This is a genomic window from Oribacterium sp. FC2011 (genome assembly GCF_000701645.1).
Classification (GTDB): Bacteria; Bacillota; Clostridia; order Lachnospirales; family Lachnospiraceae; genus Oribacterium.
In genome coordinates, this window is record NZ_JNJM01000013.1 from 41,490 (window position 1) to 60,175 (window position 18,686).

The 18,686-nt window shown below is 38.6% G+C and carries 16 protein-coding genes; 3 read left to right on the forward strand and 13 right to left on the reverse strand.

Annotation, left to right across the window (positions count from 1 at the left end):
- Positions 1-312 precede the first annotated feature (312 nt).
- Together istB and T357_RS0111595 are read right to left on the reverse strand one after the other, a co-directional pair.
- Entirely contained in the window at positions 313-1,062 is a 750-nt protein-coding gene (gene istB / locus T357_RS0111590) for an IS21-like element helper ATPase IstB (RefSeq protein WP_031552671.1), read from the reverse strand.
- A gap of 12 nt (positions 1,063-1,074) precedes the next feature.
- Positions 1,075-1,674, reverse strand: coding sequence for a Mu transposase domain-containing protein (locus T357_RS0111595; RefSeq protein ID WP_242840103.1), 600 nt, complete (start codon positions 1,672-1,674; stop codon positions 1,075-1,077).
- 380 nt (positions 1,675-2,054) lie between these two features.
- On the opposite strand from T357_RS0111595, the gene T357_RS0111605 reads away from it, so the two are divergent.
- The 3 genes from T357_RS0111605 to T357_RS0111615 are packed head-to-tail and all read left to right on the forward strand — an operon-like array spanning position 2,055 to position 5,662.
- A complete protein-coding gene (locus tag T357_RS0111605; RefSeq protein ID WP_031552676.1) occupies positions 2,055-3,641 on the forward strand; it encodes a tyrosine-type recombinase/integrase in 1,587 nt (528 codons plus the stop codon).
- Complete coding sequence (locus T357_RS0111610) at positions 3,634-4,608, forward strand: tyrosine-type recombinase/integrase (RefSeq protein WP_031552679.1); 975 nt, start codon at positions 3,634-3,636, stop codon at positions 4,606-4,608. The genes T357_RS0111605 and T357_RS0111610 overlap by 8 nt, the downstream gene beginning before the upstream one ends.
- Positions 4,598-5,662, forward strand: a complete 1,065-nt coding sequence (locus T357_RS0111615; RefSeq protein ID WP_242840104.1) for a tyrosine-type recombinase/integrase — start codon at positions 4,598-4,600, stop codon at positions 5,660-5,662. The genes T357_RS0111610 and T357_RS0111615 overlap by 11 nt, the downstream gene beginning before the upstream one ends.
- 4 nt (positions 5,663-5,666) lie before the next feature.
- Here the strand turns inward: T357_RS0111615 and T357_RS0111620 are convergent, their stop codons facing one another.
- The 11 genes from T357_RS0111620 to T357_RS0111675 form a co-directional block, all read right to left on the reverse strand.
- Positions 5,667-6,521 (reverse strand): transposase, encoded by an 855-nt coding sequence (locus tag T357_RS0111620; protein WP_197027341.1) that lies wholly within the window; start codon positions 6,519-6,521, stop codon positions 5,667-5,669.
- A 320-nt stretch (positions 6,522-6,841) separates the two neighbouring features.
- Entirely contained in the window at positions 6,842-8,257 is a 1,416-nt protein-coding gene (locus T357_RS0111625; protein WP_242840105.1) for a PIN domain-containing protein, read from the reverse strand.
- A 94-nt stretch (positions 8,258-8,351) separates the two neighbouring features.
- Complete coding sequence (locus T357_RS0111630) at positions 8,352-9,602, reverse strand: hypothetical protein (protein ID WP_031552689.1); 1,251 nt, start codon at positions 9,600-9,602, stop codon at positions 8,352-8,354.
- A gap of 30 nt (positions 9,603-9,632) precedes the next feature.
- On the reverse strand, positions 9,633-9,977 hold the full coding sequence (locus tag T357_RS0111635) for a hypothetical protein (RefSeq protein ID WP_031552692.1): 345 nt from the start codon (positions 9,975-9,977) through the stop codon (positions 9,633-9,635).
- Positions 9,978-10,032: 55 nt separating this feature from the next.
- On the reverse strand, positions 10,033-11,235 hold the full coding sequence (locus T357_RS0111640; RefSeq protein WP_031552695.1) for a DUF2130 domain-containing protein: 1,203 nt from the start codon (positions 11,233-11,235) through the stop codon (positions 10,033-10,035).
- 340 nt (positions 11,236-11,575) lie between these two features.
- Positions 11,576-12,256, reverse strand: coding sequence for a 3'-5' exonuclease (locus T357_RS0111645; protein ID WP_049962400.1), 681 nt, complete (start codon positions 12,254-12,256; stop codon positions 11,576-11,578).
- 129 nt (positions 12,257-12,385) lie between these two features.
- Positions 12,386-15,370: a DEAD/DEAH box helicase gene (locus tag T357_RS0111655; protein ID WP_031552700.1), complete on the reverse strand. Its 2,985-nt coding sequence runs from the start codon at positions 15,368-15,370 to the stop codon at positions 12,386-12,388.
- Positions 15,363-16,367, reverse strand: a complete 1,005-nt coding sequence (locus tag T357_RS19300) for a sigma-70 family RNA polymerase sigma factor (protein ID WP_031552703.1) — start codon at positions 16,365-16,367, stop codon at positions 15,363-15,365. The genes T357_RS0111655 and T357_RS19300 overlap by 8 nt, the downstream gene beginning before the upstream one ends.
- A gap of 464 nt (positions 16,368-16,831) precedes the next feature.
- Positions 16,832-17,446, reverse strand: coding sequence for an AbiTii domain-containing protein (locus T357_RS0111665; protein WP_031552706.1), 615 nt, complete (start codon positions 17,444-17,446; stop codon positions 16,832-16,834).
- A gap of 9 nt (positions 17,447-17,455) precedes the next feature.
- Positions 17,456-18,250 (reverse strand): hypothetical protein, encoded by a 795-nt coding sequence (locus T357_RS20350; protein WP_049962401.1) that lies wholly within the window; start codon positions 18,248-18,250, stop codon positions 17,456-17,458.
- On the reverse strand, positions 18,240-18,686 hold the full coding sequence (locus tag T357_RS0111675; protein ID WP_031552712.1) for an anaerobic ribonucleoside triphosphate reductase: 447 nt from the start codon (positions 18,684-18,686) through the stop codon (positions 18,240-18,242). Before T357_RS0111675 ends, T357_RS20350 begins: the two co-directional genes overlap by 11 nt.

The window sequence follows — 18,686 nt, forward strand, 5'->3', positions numbered from 1 at the left end:
AGGCATCCGCCTGAATGACGGTGCATATTACTTAACACAAATAAATCAAATAACTCATCTTTGTCATCCATAGAAGCACCCACCTCTTAAATATCGACCTGTCTTTTGCTTCGATATCTTAATTCTACTCGTGCACAAAACAAAAAAATGTACAATTGTAATAAGTTTATAGACATTTAATAATTGCGAAAAACCATCAAAATCCAGTGATATCCAGCTTTTACATTGTTCGCCGTGCGTATTCCGCTTGAACGGAACAGCCTGCACGCTTCAGCGGGAAGGCTGTCCGCTCCAAACGGTAAGTTTTAATCGTTATACCGGATTACGCATGTTTTTCCCATTCAGTTCAAGGCGGAACGCCTTGTGAATAATACTGTCAAGACATGCATCAGCATAGGTATTGTCAGCAAATAAGTCATACCAGGATTTAACCGGTAACTGTGAAACAATAACGGTGGATTTCTGATTATCCCTACTGTCGATGACTTCAAAGAAGTCACGACACTTATCGAGATCCAAATCCATCAGCCCAAAGTCATCAATAACCAGCATATCAAGCTTTGCCATGTGATTTACGTAATCAAGATATGTTCCCTTAATCCTGGCTTGATCCATTTCGCTCATCATGGTATTGGCCCTGATATATTTGACAGTTTTAAACTGCCTAATTGCAGCAATACACAACGCATTTGATATATATGATTTACCTGCTCCTGTTGCACCAGTTATGAGAAGGTTCCTTCCTTCGTCCAGCCACTTGCATGTAGAAAGCTGCTCGATCGTTTCGGTATCAAGCATCCTGTCAGGTTCATAGATGGTTTCATCAAAGGATGCCTGGGGATAACGAAGCGTTGCTTTCTTCAAAAATCGATTAAACTTCTTGTTAAATCGAAGTTCCCATTCGAAATTTATAATAGCGGAAAATCTGTCTTGAAATCTTATCAGGTCTGAGTTTGGATTGAGCAGCTGTTCCTCATAAGCTTCGGCCATGCCTGACATTTTCATCTGCTTGAGACGGTCTGCAATGACCATTTCTTCAGCGGTTAGTTTATTAGTTTTCATTCATATTCACCTTTACTTATAGAAGTCCTTTCCTCTGATGTTTTCGTGGTTGGGAAGTGATTTACCTCCGCCACCGGAATCGATGTTGTTTACAACGTTTCCAAGGACTCTCTTAAAGTATGAATACTTGCATGCGTGCATTTCGATACACTTACGAGCTGCTTCCTCAACAATTCCATGCGGTATAGCCTTGCAGGAATGAAGAATACCTGCACAACTGTTATAAGCCTGTTCCTCATGCTTTGCGGAGCGCAGAACCTGATCAATCAGTTCAGCAGTACATTCACCGTAAGCTGATGCCCATCTGCGGTAATAGTCTCCATCACGTGCATTGACCTCTTTATAGTAAAGATGCTCAGGCTTCATATGACTGTCATCTGTGATGTATTTCGGAAAGTCTTTGTACGAACGCTTATGCTTGCATATAATGCGGTTGTTACGATCACAAATCATTACCTCTGTAGGTGTAGCCTTTAAGATTGCAGGCTGTCCACGATATGTATACAATACAGAATAGTAGTGGCCATCATACTCAAGATGATAGTTATCAGGAACCTTAAGGATGTATTTGTAGTCGCAAGTTGAATACTTATCGCCTGGCAGCGTTTTCATTTGCGGCTTGTCATACCTTAGGTATGCATCCATTCTTGAACCGATCTTTTTCTGAAACTCGCGTCTGTTGATGTCCGCTATTATTTTTTGTGTTGCATCATTGAGTGCTTCCAGAGAAGTATAAATACCTTCTTTCAGCCTCTCAATCAGATGAGTTTCAAGATATCTGACATGGTTCTCGACAGATGGCTTGCCTTTTTTATCAGCAATTACCGATAAAAAAGGTTATCGGCAAAAAAGTATTATCGGAAATCTCTGCGTAAAGTCCAGTTACTTGAAGATCTGCGAATGAATTTTTGCCGATAACATTTTCCTTCGTTTGCTCAACTGATATCCTTTTTCTGACCGCAATAATCTCTGCGGCAGAAAGGAGTGCCGAAATGAGCAAACTACAAGAAATAGTCAACGTTGTCCTTGAACAGCAGAAACAGCTTCTTGCCCCTTCAACATATGAAGCCCGCAAGAATTATCTGAAAAAACTGGCTGCTTTCGCAGATGAAAAGGGAATCGAGGAACCTTGTCAAGAACTTTACGATTCTTATATCGCCAGAGCAACAACACCGGATCTGCGCTTTCAGCTATTCCATGCGGTTCGTCTGGTGGACAAGGCATCCGGAACAAAAGCATTTACGTCGGAAGGAAAACTTTATAATGAGCCGGAAATTCTTTCTTCAGAAGAGGCTGACCGGATCAATCATACAGTAGAGTTCCCTATATCCGACGGCAGCCTTGATACGGGTTATCTGATCCGCAAGGCAGAACAGGAAATGAAGTATCTTCAACTGTCATTCTCCACCTACTGGCAGTACATGCAGGCATGGAGAGAGTTGTATATCTCTCTGTATCTCCGCGGCGATACAATGTTTGCGAGAAACAAATGCATTTCATTCATTGAAGATACAAACCAAAAGAGCCGGGATGGACTTCTTCATGAGTGGAAGCGAAAGATTCGCCGCCGGGCAGTTCTCGTACTGATTGAAGTTGCTGATACCGGATGCTTTAAGTGGAAGCTTTTTACGTCCCGAAAAATATGCTGTCAAGAAGAAACGCTGGAAGTTCTCCGGCAGCAATACCTTACCTTCTTGCGCACACAGAACCTTGAAAACAGAACGATTAGTCTTTATGACTATTCCTTCCGGGTCATGATAGAAGGACTTGGCGTCAGAAATGTTTCCTGCCTTAATACTATGGGGCCAGAGCAAATCCAATCCATGCTGGTCTTCCTTTCCGAAAGGCTCAGCCTGAACAGCCGCGGAACTGTTTTTCCCATCGTACGCCAGATCCTTTCCTATCTGCATTCTGCCGGATTTGTGGTTGCAGATTTCTCAGGAATGGTTCTTACACCTGCCTGTCGAAGCATGCATCTCCGGCCATACATTACTGCCTCAGACGAAGATAATCTTTACCAGGCAATGGAAAACTCACCACTACGCAACAAAGCCATGATGCGCCTGGCGCTCCGCCTCGGGTTACGTGACATTGATGTGTGCAACCTCCGTTTCAGTCAGATCGACTGGAAGAATGATCAGATCGTCCTGGAACAGGAAAAGACTGGCGTGACGCTCTGTCTTCCGTTGTTGGAGGATGTTGGCAATGCTATCATTGATTACATCATGAACGAAAGACCAGCAGCTGCAAAAAACTATCCATTTGTCTTTGTCCGTCAACAGGCCCCACATAAAAAACTCGAATCGATGTACACGGTTTGTTCCCGTCTGTTTGAAAAGGCGGATATAAAGACTGTTAACCGTGATAGCCACGGTACACACGTTTGCCGGTATACATTGACGCACAAGCTTCTGTTAAAGAAGGTGCCACATCAGGTTATTACAGATACACTTGGCCATATATCCAAAGAATCTGATAAACCTTATCTGTCAATGGAAGAACAGATGCTCCGTGAGTGTCCGCTCGGTTTCTCTCTGATTGGGCAGAAATACTGGGAAGAAGGTGAATGCCATGGCTGATCCCGTATTCCGCAGTAAACTTCGTACAGATTTGGAAGCATTTATCATCCAGAAACGAGCCGCCGGGTATCCATATCTTACTTCAGCTAGGGTACTGGGTTACTTCGACACTATGATTGCAGAGAATTATCCAGACAGCGAGGAACTGTCAAAAGATATCTGTAATGCCTGGATTAATAAATGCTCAAGCCTACATCCGAATACTTTACTTCGGAGAGTGACTCCTGTGCGACAGCTTGGGAAATACCTTGCAGGAACAGGAAAGCCTGCATACATTATTCCGGGCGGTGTTCCCCATAAGCAGGTACACTATGATGCACATATCTTCACAGAAGCAGAGCTGAAGGCTTTCTTTTCCTCTATAGACCAGTGCAGGAAATCTCCTTTTTCTCCTTATCGCTGCTATGTGATCCCCGTGATCTTCCGCCTGCTGTTTACATGCGGGCTCCGGTCATCGGAAGCACGCTTGCTGAGTGTAGTTGATATAGACCTGTTAACCGGAAAAATCTTTATCAGAAAATCTAAGGGGTGGGAAGCCCGTATCATTTATGTCAGCGCGGATATGTTGGATTTGCTACGCCGTTATAACAGCATCATCAGTAAATATCTACCGGGGCGGGAGGCGTTTTTCCCGAATCACAAAGGAGACTATTACAGCAAAACCACTCTCGACCTATGGTTCCACGAATTCTGGGATGTACTTCCCGAAGCATCTGTTACAAAGGGAAACACACCGAGAGTTCACGACTTTCGTCATTCCTACTGCGTCTACAGATTGAACCAGTGGGTCATGGAGAAAGCCGACCTGAATGCCCTTTATCCTTATCTGAGCGAGTTTGTTGGGCATTCCAACTTTGCAGATACGGACTACTATCTTACATTGGCAGAGCCCTTCTATCCGGAATTCGAGTCACGTATGCGGTCAGTGAATACCGCTATACTTCCGGAGGTGCCACATGCGGATTAAACGATCAGAACTCTACTTTTATGAGATGCTTCGGGATTTCCTGCATAAATATCTGGCGATCCAAAGGAAGTTTTCACCAGCCACCGTGAAAAACTATACCGTTTCATTAGATCAGTTTCGCCAATACCTCCGGGAGCAAAAAGGCATCCCTTTTGACAAAGTCAGTTTTGACTGCTTTACGAAAGAAATGATATATGACTATTGTATCTGGCTGAGGGACAGCCAATCAAAGGCCATAAATACCATAAATCTCAGGCTTTCAGCAATCAAAGCGTTCCTTCGTTACTGCAGCGATGAAGATGTTGCCTTGTCTGAACTATATCTGAAGGTAAAATCCATTCACCGTTTTAGGGGTAAGATTGAGCCGAAGCTGGAATACTTAAATCAGGATCAACTTGAAACAGTTTTTGCTGCCCCGGACACGACTACCCGGAACGGGAGACGCAACCAGTATTTCATGATACACGCTTATGAAACGGGAGGCAGGATCGAAGAACTGGTAAGCATGACATTGGGTGATATCATTCGTAACGGTGCCAGTGTCCAGATCCGTCTACACGGAAAAGGTGATAAAACGCGGTACAATCCATTGCCAGAAGAGGTGGTTCCTCATCTGTATGCCTACCTTGCTGAGTTTCATCCGCAAGGGAAGAATTCTGACTATCTGTTTTATACCACGCATGATGGGAGACATACAAAGATGACTCCAAGAGCGGTGAATTCTTTCCTTGCAGGTTATGCCAGAATGATTCATTCCATGGATGGATCTTTTCCAGAAAATCTGCATTGTCATGTGTTTCGCCACAGCATCGGAATGGCAATGTATAAAGCTGGTATTCCGATTTCATATATAAAAGACTTCCTTGGCCATTCATCGCTCGATTCGACTGCAATCTACGCACACGCTGACAATGACGCAATGGCTGAAGCTCTTCGGTCTGTTGATCAAGAAGCTCTTCCTGAAAAGGATGCGGCCGGTAATACTGTATCAACTCCGGAAAAGAAATGGAAAGGTAAAGAAGAATATCTACTCCATTTCTGTGGCCTTGGATGAAATGTTATCGGAAATCTTTTCGGCTTCTCGGCCTGAAATGCTTCTCTTTATGATGTTTCAGGCTGAGATTTCCGATAATACTTTTTTGCCGATAACCTTTTGGCTTACGCGCCGGAGGAGGCAGTATTACTACGTTATAGAATTCTTCAAGGTCCTGATAGGCGGTGTTTAATATGAGCTCATCCTTTGTGTGCTTAGTAACCGCAGTTTTGCAGTTGTCTGGTACAAGATACCGAGGCACTGCATCGTAAAAAGTAATGGCATTAATGGTTCCCTGCATGAAGCTTGGCAACTTCTCATCAAGGAAACATTCAGCATAAACAAGACTGCTTACACCAAGGGTTGTAGTGAATACATGAACCTTTCTTATTTCACCTGTGTGAGGATCAACAAGAAGTTTTGGCTGGTCACCAACCCAGTCGATGTACATCTTCTCGCCAGGAATACGTTCGACAGCCATGGCAACTTTGTCGCCGCCGTAATTCCTTTCTATGAATCGATTAAAGTATTCATAGAACTGTGAACTCTGGTATCCATTCGGATGTTCGCTTTTGTAATCAAGCCAGCAGTAAAACATGTTTACCCGGCTGCCTTTAGTCATCATCCTTTCGTAGTAGAGTTCAAAATCAGGCATAGGAATATCAACCTTCCTGATATTTTTCGGAGGATAAATAAGTTCCTCCACCTGTGAAGGTTCCAGTTTTAGGAAGTCTTCCCAGGATAAACCGGATTCTTTGTACCGGTTCATGATTAGGTCTATGCCACTGTTACCAATGCCATAGCGTTGACGTATTACCGGATAGGAAACCTTATCGTTTCGAAGGCTGATAACGCCAACAATTGTGTTGTAGTCATGCATAATCATAGCTCCTTTCGTAATAAATTTTTAACTACGAAAAGAACTATAGCATATATAAAATGTTTCCCGTTTAGTGCGGAAATGCTTCCCGAACGGGCGGAAATAGTCATCCCGTTTTGAGCGGAATCAATTTCCCGATGGAGCGGAATACGCAGTTCGCCGTGAAAGACCCTCGATTCTAATAAATCTGATAATTCAAAGTATGTAACTTTTTGGTGGTATGGATATAATTGAAATATTTAAAGATCAGTATGGTCAGAAAATCCTGAAAAAGCAGGTGTAAGCCGAAGCTGTACACCTGCTTTTTTTAGTCAATGCAGTTATTTCTTTACCCTATACTCTATCTCGACATCCCCATCCTCAGAAATCTCAAGCCGTAGGCTATTCTTAACCTTCCTATTAATAAAATTCTCTATATCTGACTTAGTCATCCTGATCCTTGTCCGATCAAGTACCTCACCCATTAGGTGATGTAAGTTTAGGTCAAGTGATGCCTTGACTGCTCTTGACAACTCCCGTTGCAGTGCTTCCATTTTGATTCCTTCGCCATCCCCAGAATAGAAATCATCAATGTAACAATAGAATATCCCATGCTGTATTAAAGCTTCCTTCAAAGCATAACTGCACTTCTCATGCTCAACCATAACAAGAAAATTCGCTTCCGGAAGTTCCTCCAAAAGCCCCCAGTAGTCAGAATCACTTGATACCAAAACGAATGAATCAACATCATTGGAATAAAACTCTTTTGCAGTTCTGGCAGCAACCTTAACATCCGCAAGAGACTTATTATCCTTAAGCCTCTCTATCAGAATATACTCCACTGGGATCTTCACATATGAACTCAGCATTTCCCATGCTGAAGCAGCATGTACATCATCAAAAAGTATGATCTTTTCTATTTTAGACAATCTCTCGGCATCAAGATTCTTCACTGCAGCGCATAACCTGTAGGGATCGGAATTCTCACAATCAACGATGAAGATACACCTGCTACTCTCTTCGATGAACTTATAAATATTGCCCTTTGTCCTGTCACTGACATCAGACACCAGGCTCATATCCACAAATTCATCATTGTTCCACGAATACAAAAGCGGTACAAACTTTCCGTCACAATAAAGAATATTTCCCTCATCCTCCGCCGGCCAGTTGATATACTGCTGATAAGGGTAGTACATAAAGTTCGTATAATAGAACTCAGCCGCCTTCTTTGTTCCGGCCTCACTAAGTCCATCCGGCATAATGAAAATATCCGAGAGATATTTCCATTCAAGCCAATCCGGAAACAGATCCCTGCAATTATTGATCCTGCTCTTGATGTTCTGGTTAATGTTTATCAGGAAAGGTGTCGGCTCTTTCAGATTCTTGTATATATCTATACCATCTTCAGAAAGCTGCTGTAGAGTACTTGATGAAATATACTCCGGCATTCCAATAATGCTTCTGCCTTCACGCTGTATTCCCTGGCATATCTTTAGAAAACTCCTCTCAAGCTGAGTTCTGAGACTGCATAGATTTCGGATGATACGAGCCTTCTTTTCCTGATTCAGCTTATTGTATATTTCTATCTTAGGAGGCTCATTTTCATTTTCGAAGATCTTTTTCGGAACCCCAATAAGATAAGCTACTTTAGATATGATGTCGTATTGTTGTCCATAGCTTTCGCTGGACAAATTTACATCAGAAGGAATTAAGTCTGCCAGATTGTAGGTACATCTATTATTCTGTATATCCATGATAGGTCCTTTATTCTATAAAATGTATTAGGGCTTATATATTACACAATGATAAATTGCCTTGAATGAAATAACAACCCCACCTTTTCTGTCACTATTTCAAAAATGATTCTGACCAGGCAATCAGTTCTTCTAGTTTCTTTTTCTTATCAGCTTCGAACTCTTCATCGGTAGTTCCTTCATAATAGAAATTCAGGAAGCAATTATTGGTATATGTACAAAAATCAGGGATGCTGTCAAAGTGATAGAAGTGCGCAAATCTGATATTCCCGTGTGGATCTTCCTTACTATGTCCTTCACAGCAGAAAGAAGTACGATAACCTGCCCTGTTCAAATTTCTTATTGCCGGATAGATGTTGCGATCTATCTCTATACAATTCTTATTATCATCACAGACGCACTCTCTCCTTTCAGCAAAACAGTGAGGACATACATACATATATTTGTCTAGATCGTATATTGTCTTTTTATCTTTATTCTCTTCCAAAGAGTAAGGATCTACTTCTCTTTTTTCCTTAAACTCTTTAGCCCAGTCATTGAACAGCTTGAATTTTTTAGCCTTATCCAATTCGTACTCAGCTACTGTATCTCCTTCACAGTGTATCTTAAAAAGACCATCTTCATCATTCTCTATGGAATCACTAACCGGAAAAGATTCAAACCCTGGAAGCTCAGGATATGTCTGACATCTAAAACTAATTGTATAATCGCCTCTGGCTTTTTTTCCATCCCACACCGCCTTGGCATCTGTATACTCAAATCTCCACTGCTGAAGGAACTCTGTTTCTTCGTCATCATAACATGTATTTCCGAGTGTTTTTAAAAAAGGTTGAAAATCCTGGTCTATAATCGTTACTCCGAGATCCGGCTCTTTGCACGTGCACTTTTCCAGTGACTCAAAACATCCGCGGCATACTCTTTTTCTTTCATTCAAATCCAATCTGATCTTCTGAAGTTTCCTATAATCCTCAGTGTTTTTCAGCTCATAAAGTCCCTGAGAAATAACTCTTTCGGATTTTATCAGGCCAATGTCTACACCACCGCATTCCTCTATAACTTCAACAAAGCTATTTAAAGTTATAAAAAGATTGCCAAGATCGATCTTTCCATTTTTAAAGGAATATGAGTTTTCAAATGCATTAGTCATGCGTAATCCATCGCCATAACTTATAGTCAAACAGCAGTTCAGCCCCTCTGTATCTTCAAATTTCTCTTCTGTTATAAAGCGATAGAACTCCTGAAAGGTTTCAAAAGATGTTCTTGAGATAATATTATCTAAATCACCTTTAAAAACATCTACTAAAAATAAAATATGATCTTCCGCAATTCCAGTCTTAACTATCATTACATTTACCTCCCATCACCATCAGTACTTTTAGTACAACACCGATTTTGCATTCACATTAGCTTCTCTAAAATCATCATAATCATCTTTACCGGCTACATACCTGGCATAGTCTATGTAGTGACGATCATCCACAGATCCGATATTTTTGTTGTCGTGTGCCGCATGACCAAAGAAGTTCACATGGCACATGGTCATATCCTCCATGATCCTGTAAATATCATTTCCAAGGCTTCTTGTAGGCTTGAACCCATTGCCAAAAGAAAAGCCTTCTCTTTCCGCATCCTCAAGAAACTTCTTTTCGATGTCTCTCTTAGGAACGTAAACATATACAGCTCCTGATAAATTTGTTAATTCAGTTATAGTCCTGCTCATTATTCTTTCTCCGTATGTTAATCTACAATCGTAATCATTCTTATATAGGCTTTTTTTAGCTGAACTTAGCGCCTGCTTCCTCAAACCTGGCTCGCATAGTTGGATTATTCTTAGTCAATTTCTTTATCGTCAGATCATCCGCCTTATTATTTGCGAGTCGCAGATTGTTCTCAGACGATGTCAAGGCATCCTTAATCTTCTGCAGATGCTGAATAGATTTATCAATCTCATCGATTGCATCCTTAAACTTACGGCTTGCCAGCTCATAGTTTCTCGCAAATCCGGTCTTAAAGGTTGCAAGATCTTCCTCAAAATGAGTAATATCAAGATTCTGCTCCCTGACAGATAATAATTCCTGCTTATACTGAAGTGCATTAAGGGAAGTATTCTTCAACAGTGAAATAAGCGGAATGAAAAACTGTGGTCTGATAACATACATCTTCTCATACTTATGAGATACATCTACAATTCCCTGGTTATACAGTTCATTGTCGGATTCCAGCATAGATACAAGTACTGCATATTCGCAGCCTTTCTCTTTACGGTCCTTATCAAGTTCCTTAAAGAAATCCTCGTTCCTATGCTTTGTAGCTGTAGTTTCCATCTCATTCTTCATTTCGAACATGATAGAGAGATACTCAACTCCATCATCGGAATAATCACGGAAGATAAAGTCACCCTTGCTGCCAGTACGGGCATCATTGTCCTTTTCAAAATATGCATTTCTAAATGCAGTAGAACGAATCTGATCAAACTGAGTCTGGCAATGAACTTCAAGAGATTCTCCTATCATCTTAGTGCTCATTTTTGCCTTCAGATCCTTATAGAAATCAATCTGTGTCTGAGCCTGCTGAAGTTCTCCTTCATACTGTGATTTCTGAAGCTGTAGCTTAGACTCATAATCATTTTTCTGCTTTTGATTAGCAATCTCCAGCTTAGATGTGGCTTCTGTAATCTCCAGCTTCTTCTGGGTCTCAGCCATCTCAAGCTGTCCTACCAATTTCTGGCGTTCCTCCCTGGCCTTAAGGAGCTGATCCTTCACCTTATCAATATCTTTCTCCAACTTCTTTCGCTCATTAGCGATAGCCTGAGCCACCTTAAGCTCCTCTTCAGCCCTTACCTGGCCAAGTCTCTCTTCAATGCGTTTCTCAACTTCACGCTCAAATTCTTTTGAGTGTACCTGCTGTAAAATTGCAGCATAATCACTCTCATCAACTGTAAATACTTTTCCGCAATGTGGACATTTTAATTCGCTCATTTTTTTACCTCGATATTAATTAATATATTTATTACATCAGTTACAATTATTTTATTTTGAATTTAAAGCCAACAATTAACACACCCACATAAGAATTTTTGTGAGCATATAATACATATTCATAAATTAAACAGGGAATACATGATATGTCAGTAAACAAGTCAGAATGATTTTAAGAAGGTTGGGACAGCCAGAACTTTGAAAATCTTAGACTTGATCATGCAAAAGCTAGGTTTAAACCAATTGAGACTAAGAATAAAGATTTTTTTACGTTGCCTGATGAATATTGATGATTCGTTTTGTATAGATGTATTACACAGACAATGTTTAATTTTTGCAGTCAGGCAATAGCTAGCTGTGCTGAGAATGCACTGAAGTCAAACAAGGCCCCCATAGAATTAGATAGCTTATTTTGTTTTCCAGCTATAGAATCTATCTTATTTCTTATGGCATTGACGTCGGTTGTCTTCGTCTCAGTATAGAGTCTTGCTGTATTATGTGCATCATTCAATGCATCATGAGGTCGTCCTTCAAAACTCATGCCAATGTAGTTAAGCGCATGTTCTAGAGACATGACTTTTTTACCTGGAAAGAAACTGCAATAATCCTTCTGAAAATCATACCAATGAGTAAATAAATTGTTTACCTCATGCCCCACCGCCTTTAGTTTAAATGCAGCTTCACTTCTTGCCTGAAACAGATCTGTACCGCTCCAATCAAAAATATTGATTTCGTCGTCCGAACCTTCATAACACCAAGAAACGAATTCACGGAAAGAAACTTCAAATGACTTTGCTCCGACAATCTTTGAATTAGTTATTCCGGTGAGAGACCTTATTTTTGCTGTGATTCCTAAACAATACTTAGGTTTTACATATACCTTAAACCTGTCAATCTCCTGAAACTGTTCGTCCAGCTTTACTGCACCTATTTCAATTATCTCCTTGACACAAACTCCTGGAATATTCCGATATTTTTTATCGATATACTCCATCTCAAAATCAACAAATATGTAGGTCATGATTCTCCTTTCCATCTGTTACTGTTAAATCAAATCTTTTTGCTTTAAAATCAATTAAAACACTATTAATAACGCTAACTGTAAAGTAGTAATCAGCCAAATCGTCCTGCCACCCGAAATCCAAGTACGTCATCTTAGTTCTTCAGGCAATATTCCAAGAAAATAGTTTTCAAGCAGTTCCCAAACTTCATCACTCTTGAATTTACCTTGGAAAATATAACTAAGCATTTTCACAGATTCCTTGTGTCTCTCAGAGACAGTTTCAAGAAGTCTATTTTTATACATCTCAGGCTTTTCTCTAACAATCCTAAGATTTTTTGTCTCATTCACGTAGATATATATTTGGCTGTTTGTTCCTCCAAGAGATTTGAATCTGAGAACTCCGAAGGACTCGAGTATTCCAAGAGCTGTTAGGATCTCTTTTGTCTTATTGTTCTTATCATTATTTACCACATACATCGTACCGTCCTTGGTTTCACTTACAATGATCTTAAATTCCTTTTCTATCCATGAAAGAAAGCTTCTTGATGCTGGATTAAAGAGGTATTTTGATGTATTGTCATTTAATCTTTTAACCTCATATATTCTTGAGTTCATGCCTTTTGAAATTGTCTTGCCAAATGATGTTACCGCAGCTACTACAACACGAATTATATTTTCAGCCTTAAACAGGCTTATTCCAGATGTTTTTGATAAAATTTTTGCCATGTCATCTTCAGATGTATATATATTGTTTCTTACTGATGTGTTGATGGCTTCTTTGATCCCTGAAAATGTTTTCTCAAATGTATTTGCAGCACCATCTTCAAAATTTATGTCTATCGCCATTGCAGTATTGAACTTATAAGTTTTATTTATTTCTAGATCTTTACTTCCGCTATAGAGCATATACTTGAACTTCGGAAATGACATCTTATCCTGGTAAGATGACTCCCATATTTTTTTGAGATTAACTTCACAGATGTTAAGAGCTTTATCCTTAAGACTGACAACTCCACCGAATTTATGATTCAATGCGTTTTGCACAATAGGCTCCATACTTAAAAATCCATATGCAAAAATCGGAATCGGACGCATTGAAAATGGACGAAGTCCTCTATTTTCATAATCCTTTTGTATAAGGAGCATTGCTGTTTTTACCTTATTGACAAGCTCATTGTCATCGCTCATAGGGCTATCAAAGATATATGAAAAGCTGTCTGTATCTATAAGCATTTCATTTCTCTTCTTACAGTGAAGATTTTTTCTGTCACTGTATCTCTGTGTTTCAAATAACTCAAGAATCTTCCTCTGCACTTCCACGAGCTGTCCCTTACTAATACAATTGAGACCATGAAGCCTGTTGATATGCTGAAAGTCATTACTCATATGCTTATAGATGGCATGACCTTCAATTTTCTTGTCCCTTGCCGCGCGACCTATCTCCTGCATATAGTCACATACATTACCGGTTGGGGCAAAATGAGAAACTACTGCGATATCAGGGATATCTATACCCATTCCAAATGCCTTTGTAGCGATCATTATAAGCTTTTTTCCAGTAAGATAATCCTGGAAGTTTTCATTCTTCTGATCCGATGACATCTGCCCATGATATTTCGCAACAAAATCTTTAAGATTTTTGCTGGCACAATATGAATAGAATCTGTCTATAAGAGCAACAGTTGGAAAATAGATAAGTGTCTTCTGATCTCTCATTATGGTAGTTCTGATCATTTCTATAAGAGCGTCAAATTTATCAAGCTCGTACTCAGTCTTTTTCTTTATCGCTTCAACTTCACTAATTTCTATAGAAAGATTATCTCTCTTAAGATAACCCAGATATGATATCGGATCGATCATATGAAGACTGTTCAGTGTCTCTGTGTACATATCTTCATGCCCACCATAAATTGCTGTGGCAGTGAAGGATGCAATGACAAAGGACATCGGATTTTCCGGCGCTTTTGACTGCTTTGCTCTTAGCTTACTAATGAAATCTCCAAGATACCAGTAATCAGGACGGAACTGTTTTCCCCAGGTGGTAACGATATGAGCCTCATCTACGATTATCATTCCTATACGGCGTGAACCGATAAGCTGAGTGATATCACTCCTACTGAGAAGAGATTCCGGAGAAAGATATAGGATGTGACATCTTCCTTCTGACACTTCATTAAGGATTTCCTCTTTAACAATGGGAGAAATATCTGAATTGATGGTCCTTGCTGCAAAATATCCCTTTCTATTTAGAGCCTGAACCTGGTCATTCATGAGGCCAATGAGCGGTGTGATCACTATTGTTACAAGGTTGTACTTATCTGCGAGATACATGGCCGGCAGCTGGAACATAAGTGACTTTCCTGCACCGGTAGGGGCTGTAACAAAAATATCTCTTGATTGAGTACCTTTAACACATGCTTCTGCCTGAGTGATCATGTCACCGATGATCTTTTCCTGCGAAATACTTATTACTTTCTTTTCTCCAAGCTCAAGAGCATCCATATCATAGATCCTGAAGTCACGGAAGGAATCATAACCCCAGTACGTTGACATGTATTCCCTTACTTCTGGATAGGAAATGACTTCATCGTAATCATATTTTTTGCCGATATCCAACGTTTCCTTCTCGGGCGCTTCACCTATAGTGATCCTTAAAATCTTCTCATTCTTAAGATACTCGCTATTTATGTTATAAGAGCATCTGATGCCATCCTCAGTATTAATGAAGTTGCTGAAAATATTAAGATACTCATCCATAAGCTTGATATCTATAAGCTCTGCTGTTGAATTGACATCTTCATCAAAGCTCGTAAGAAGTGAATTCTTCACATCTTCATTCAGGTTCACGTTAAGAGGATAAAGCTCTGAAAATTCCGGATTTTCAAGAATGATAATGCTCTTATATTGAGCAAGAGACATGTCATATAGGCATACAAATTCCTCAAAAGACATTACCTTTTCGGGTTTCATTGCAACTTCCATGAAGTATCTGATTTTATTGTCAATTACTCTGGTAAGATTCGCTTTATGGAAACCACAGACTTCCATATCAAATCCCTTAAGTACAAAAAGTGATAATGTATCATTTCTATTTTCAATTGTTCTTCTGATTTTTTCTCTGTAGTTAAGCACTTAAAAGATCCTCCAATCTATTTTTTTTACAGATATTTCGAAGTTTTCTGAGTGTTTTTACTTCAATCTGACGTATCCTCTCACGTGTTAAATGATATATTTTTCCGATGTCTTCAAGAGTCATTGGATCATAATTTCCGATTCCATATCTCATACGGATAATTGTGCTTTCTCGGTCTGTTAGAGTAGATAAAACCTTATCTATCTCCTCAGCCATGACAGTCTGCATTACCTCATCTTCAACATTGACTGTTGATGGAATGAATTCGATAATTTCCGTATCTTTATCATCCTGACCAATCACTTTGTTAAGACTTGAAGTCTTAAGATATTGGTCAGCGTACATAAGAAGTTTTCTTAGTTCCTCAAGGCTATAGTCAATTCCATAATTTGTAAGAAGCTTTAACTGAATGTCACTGACTGTCGGGTTTCTTAGAGATTTACGTACTCTATTAATACGGATTATTTTTTCGAACATATGTACTGGGAGTCTCATGAAATAACCGTTATTCATCACTTCTCTTGTGATATATTGTCTGATCCACCAGCAGGCGTATGTCGAAAACTTACATCCCATGTCTGATTTAAACATCTGAGCGGCCCTAATTAGTCCCTGTTTTCCTTCTACAAAAAGGTCTTCTTCAGTCAAGGACTCAGGATTATATTCCTTCATTACTCTAAAAGCGATCTTATGAACAAGTTTTTCATTGTTCTTACAAAGAGCTATGAGCATTGACTTGTCTCCCTGTTGGTATATAACACATATTTCTTCATTGGTGAGTTTGCAGTTATCATTGAGATATACATATGATGATCTCTCTTTCTCAATTGAATCCTCTGTCACAGTAATATGGTTTTCATCAAGAATCTGCATTACTTCGCAAACTTCATTTTTATCTAATCCGGAAATCAATTCGAGATAATCATCCTGACCAATTTCATTTCGAATATTTGTATACAACTTAACCATTCTAAGAACAGCATCTTTATCTAACATGATTTTGCTCCTTCTGCGATTTCTACATAATCGCACTTATGTGATCCGATATCTGATCAGGTTATGTTGTGTGCACCAACATTTGATGGCTTGATGATAAGCCCAAGCATAATTTTTGTCAACAAGAAATTGTGCATAACGCCGTTTCAAATGCGTTTTAAAAGTTGTAACTTTGTTGATTTTGCACATTTTTGCTAGCAAAAGTTATAACTTTAATGATTTGTAAGTATATTATTGAACATTATACGCTTTATGTGTCAATTATAATTGCTTTATAGTAATCAATATAAGTTATATTTAACAAATATATATGATGATATGTCAGAGAATATCGTTAAATATGCACTAAAAAACCGGTATTTCTGCGAATACCGGTTAAAAAATATTATAGCTTTCAAAAAATTGATTAACTTTAACAGGAAATAATTGCTATTTTATTATTTCTTTACTTAAGTCTCCTTTAATCATTGTGAAAAGTTCGCTTCATCTATAGTTCCGAAAAAATTATTTGTGTATTGAATAATTCCTTCACTATTGCGAGCCGTTTCTTTTTCTTTATCAGAAAAAGATAATTCTAGTCCAACAATTCCATTTTCTTCGAGGAGAATTGCCCATTCAAGTATTTTATTTCTAACTGTGCTAAGGATTCTATATAATTCGCTACTATTAGCTTGATAACTAAATGCCATATCAATAGGAAAATCTATACTTTGATTCAATAATTGTTGTATTTTTGCATTAGGCGTAAATGATATTGTTCCATCATTTTTATTATATAGATTTTGAATCTGAGAAATTGGATAATCTATGGGCATTTTTGAAATCAAATCCTCAAATTTCGGCGATAACATTAATGGTATCCACCCTATAGCAGGATTAAGAGCCTTATAGCTTCCATGTATATATCTAAAATCTGGCACTCTCTTTCCTGCATATCCATTCTGCTCATCTTCTATCCACTTTTGGAATTCTTTCAATTGTAGTTTACGTGCAACTAAATATGCCTTACGTAATAGCTCTTCAACAGTAATTTGTTCATCTAAAGCATTGGTTTGGAGCTCTAAAATAATTCCTTTCATATCACTACCTTATAGCTGTGGTAATAATCCAATAATGCCTGCTGACAATAGATTACCCCCAGCCGCAATTACAATTCCTCGAATATCATCTACTAATGTTTTAATTAAACCTGGATTTTCTTTTTTCTTGACTAATTCAACTAATTGATCAAGTTTATCACTAATAATTTTACCATCACTTCCAAATTCAGAATCAAAAGAACTTTTATATTTTACAATTTCAGATAAGGCCGATTGCAAGTTATCGTAATCTATACTTTCATTATAGTTATTCATTATATTGTTATCTCCTTGCTGAATCCCCATATTATTTATAGGCGCATTGAAGTTATTATATATATTCTTTGCTTGTTGATCTAATCCCATTTCATACCCCAGTCCTGTTAGATATCCCTCAATATTTGATATCAAGAGCATTGTTACACGACTATTAAATCCATCTATCATATCCTGCCATTTAGTACTACCATGTGAATAACCCAAAAAAATCAATGAATGATAATTTATATTGTTATCCAAAATGTAGTGTAATATACAGTAGATATTTGCTACTTCGCTATTTTCATCATCACCTACATCAAAAACTCCTCTGTTATTGGAAACCTCATTTATTTCATCTTTAATATTTATAGTAGGTGAACCAGCGTCTTCTATATACTTTTTGATTAACGCTCTATCATCAATAAAAGAAATAAATCTACTTAAATTTTGCATAAAATCTGCAAAATCTGTATGCATCAGGCGTTCTGAAACCCTATTAAAGTCATACATTAGCTTTTTTAAGTCCTTGATTTCAAAGCTCATATTCCTTTACCCCACAAAAAGGACAATAACATCCCATCATCTTTCTAATGTTCTTTACCTTGCATGTTTTATCACAGCACGTAAAATAAGCTATATCCATAGCTTCTACTTTATTTCGTATTGGTTTTTCAGGAGATGGTTTTGGCTTTTCACCTGCTTTTATAGAAATCATTTTGCCACGAGTTTTTTTCTCAATCCCTTTGAATATAGAGTATATTTCTTCTTCGAACTGATTAATAACTTTAGCTTGAGCAAGTTCAATGACTTCATTTGTTATGTAAGAATCAGATTTCATGCCACACCCTGGACAAAATATTTCGCTTATGCTTTCTATATCTGAGATATTAAGTTTAAAATGACAGCAACATAAAGGACATTGCAGCAAAACATATCCGTCTTTGTCAGTCGGAATCGATATTCTAAAGGTATTATCCAT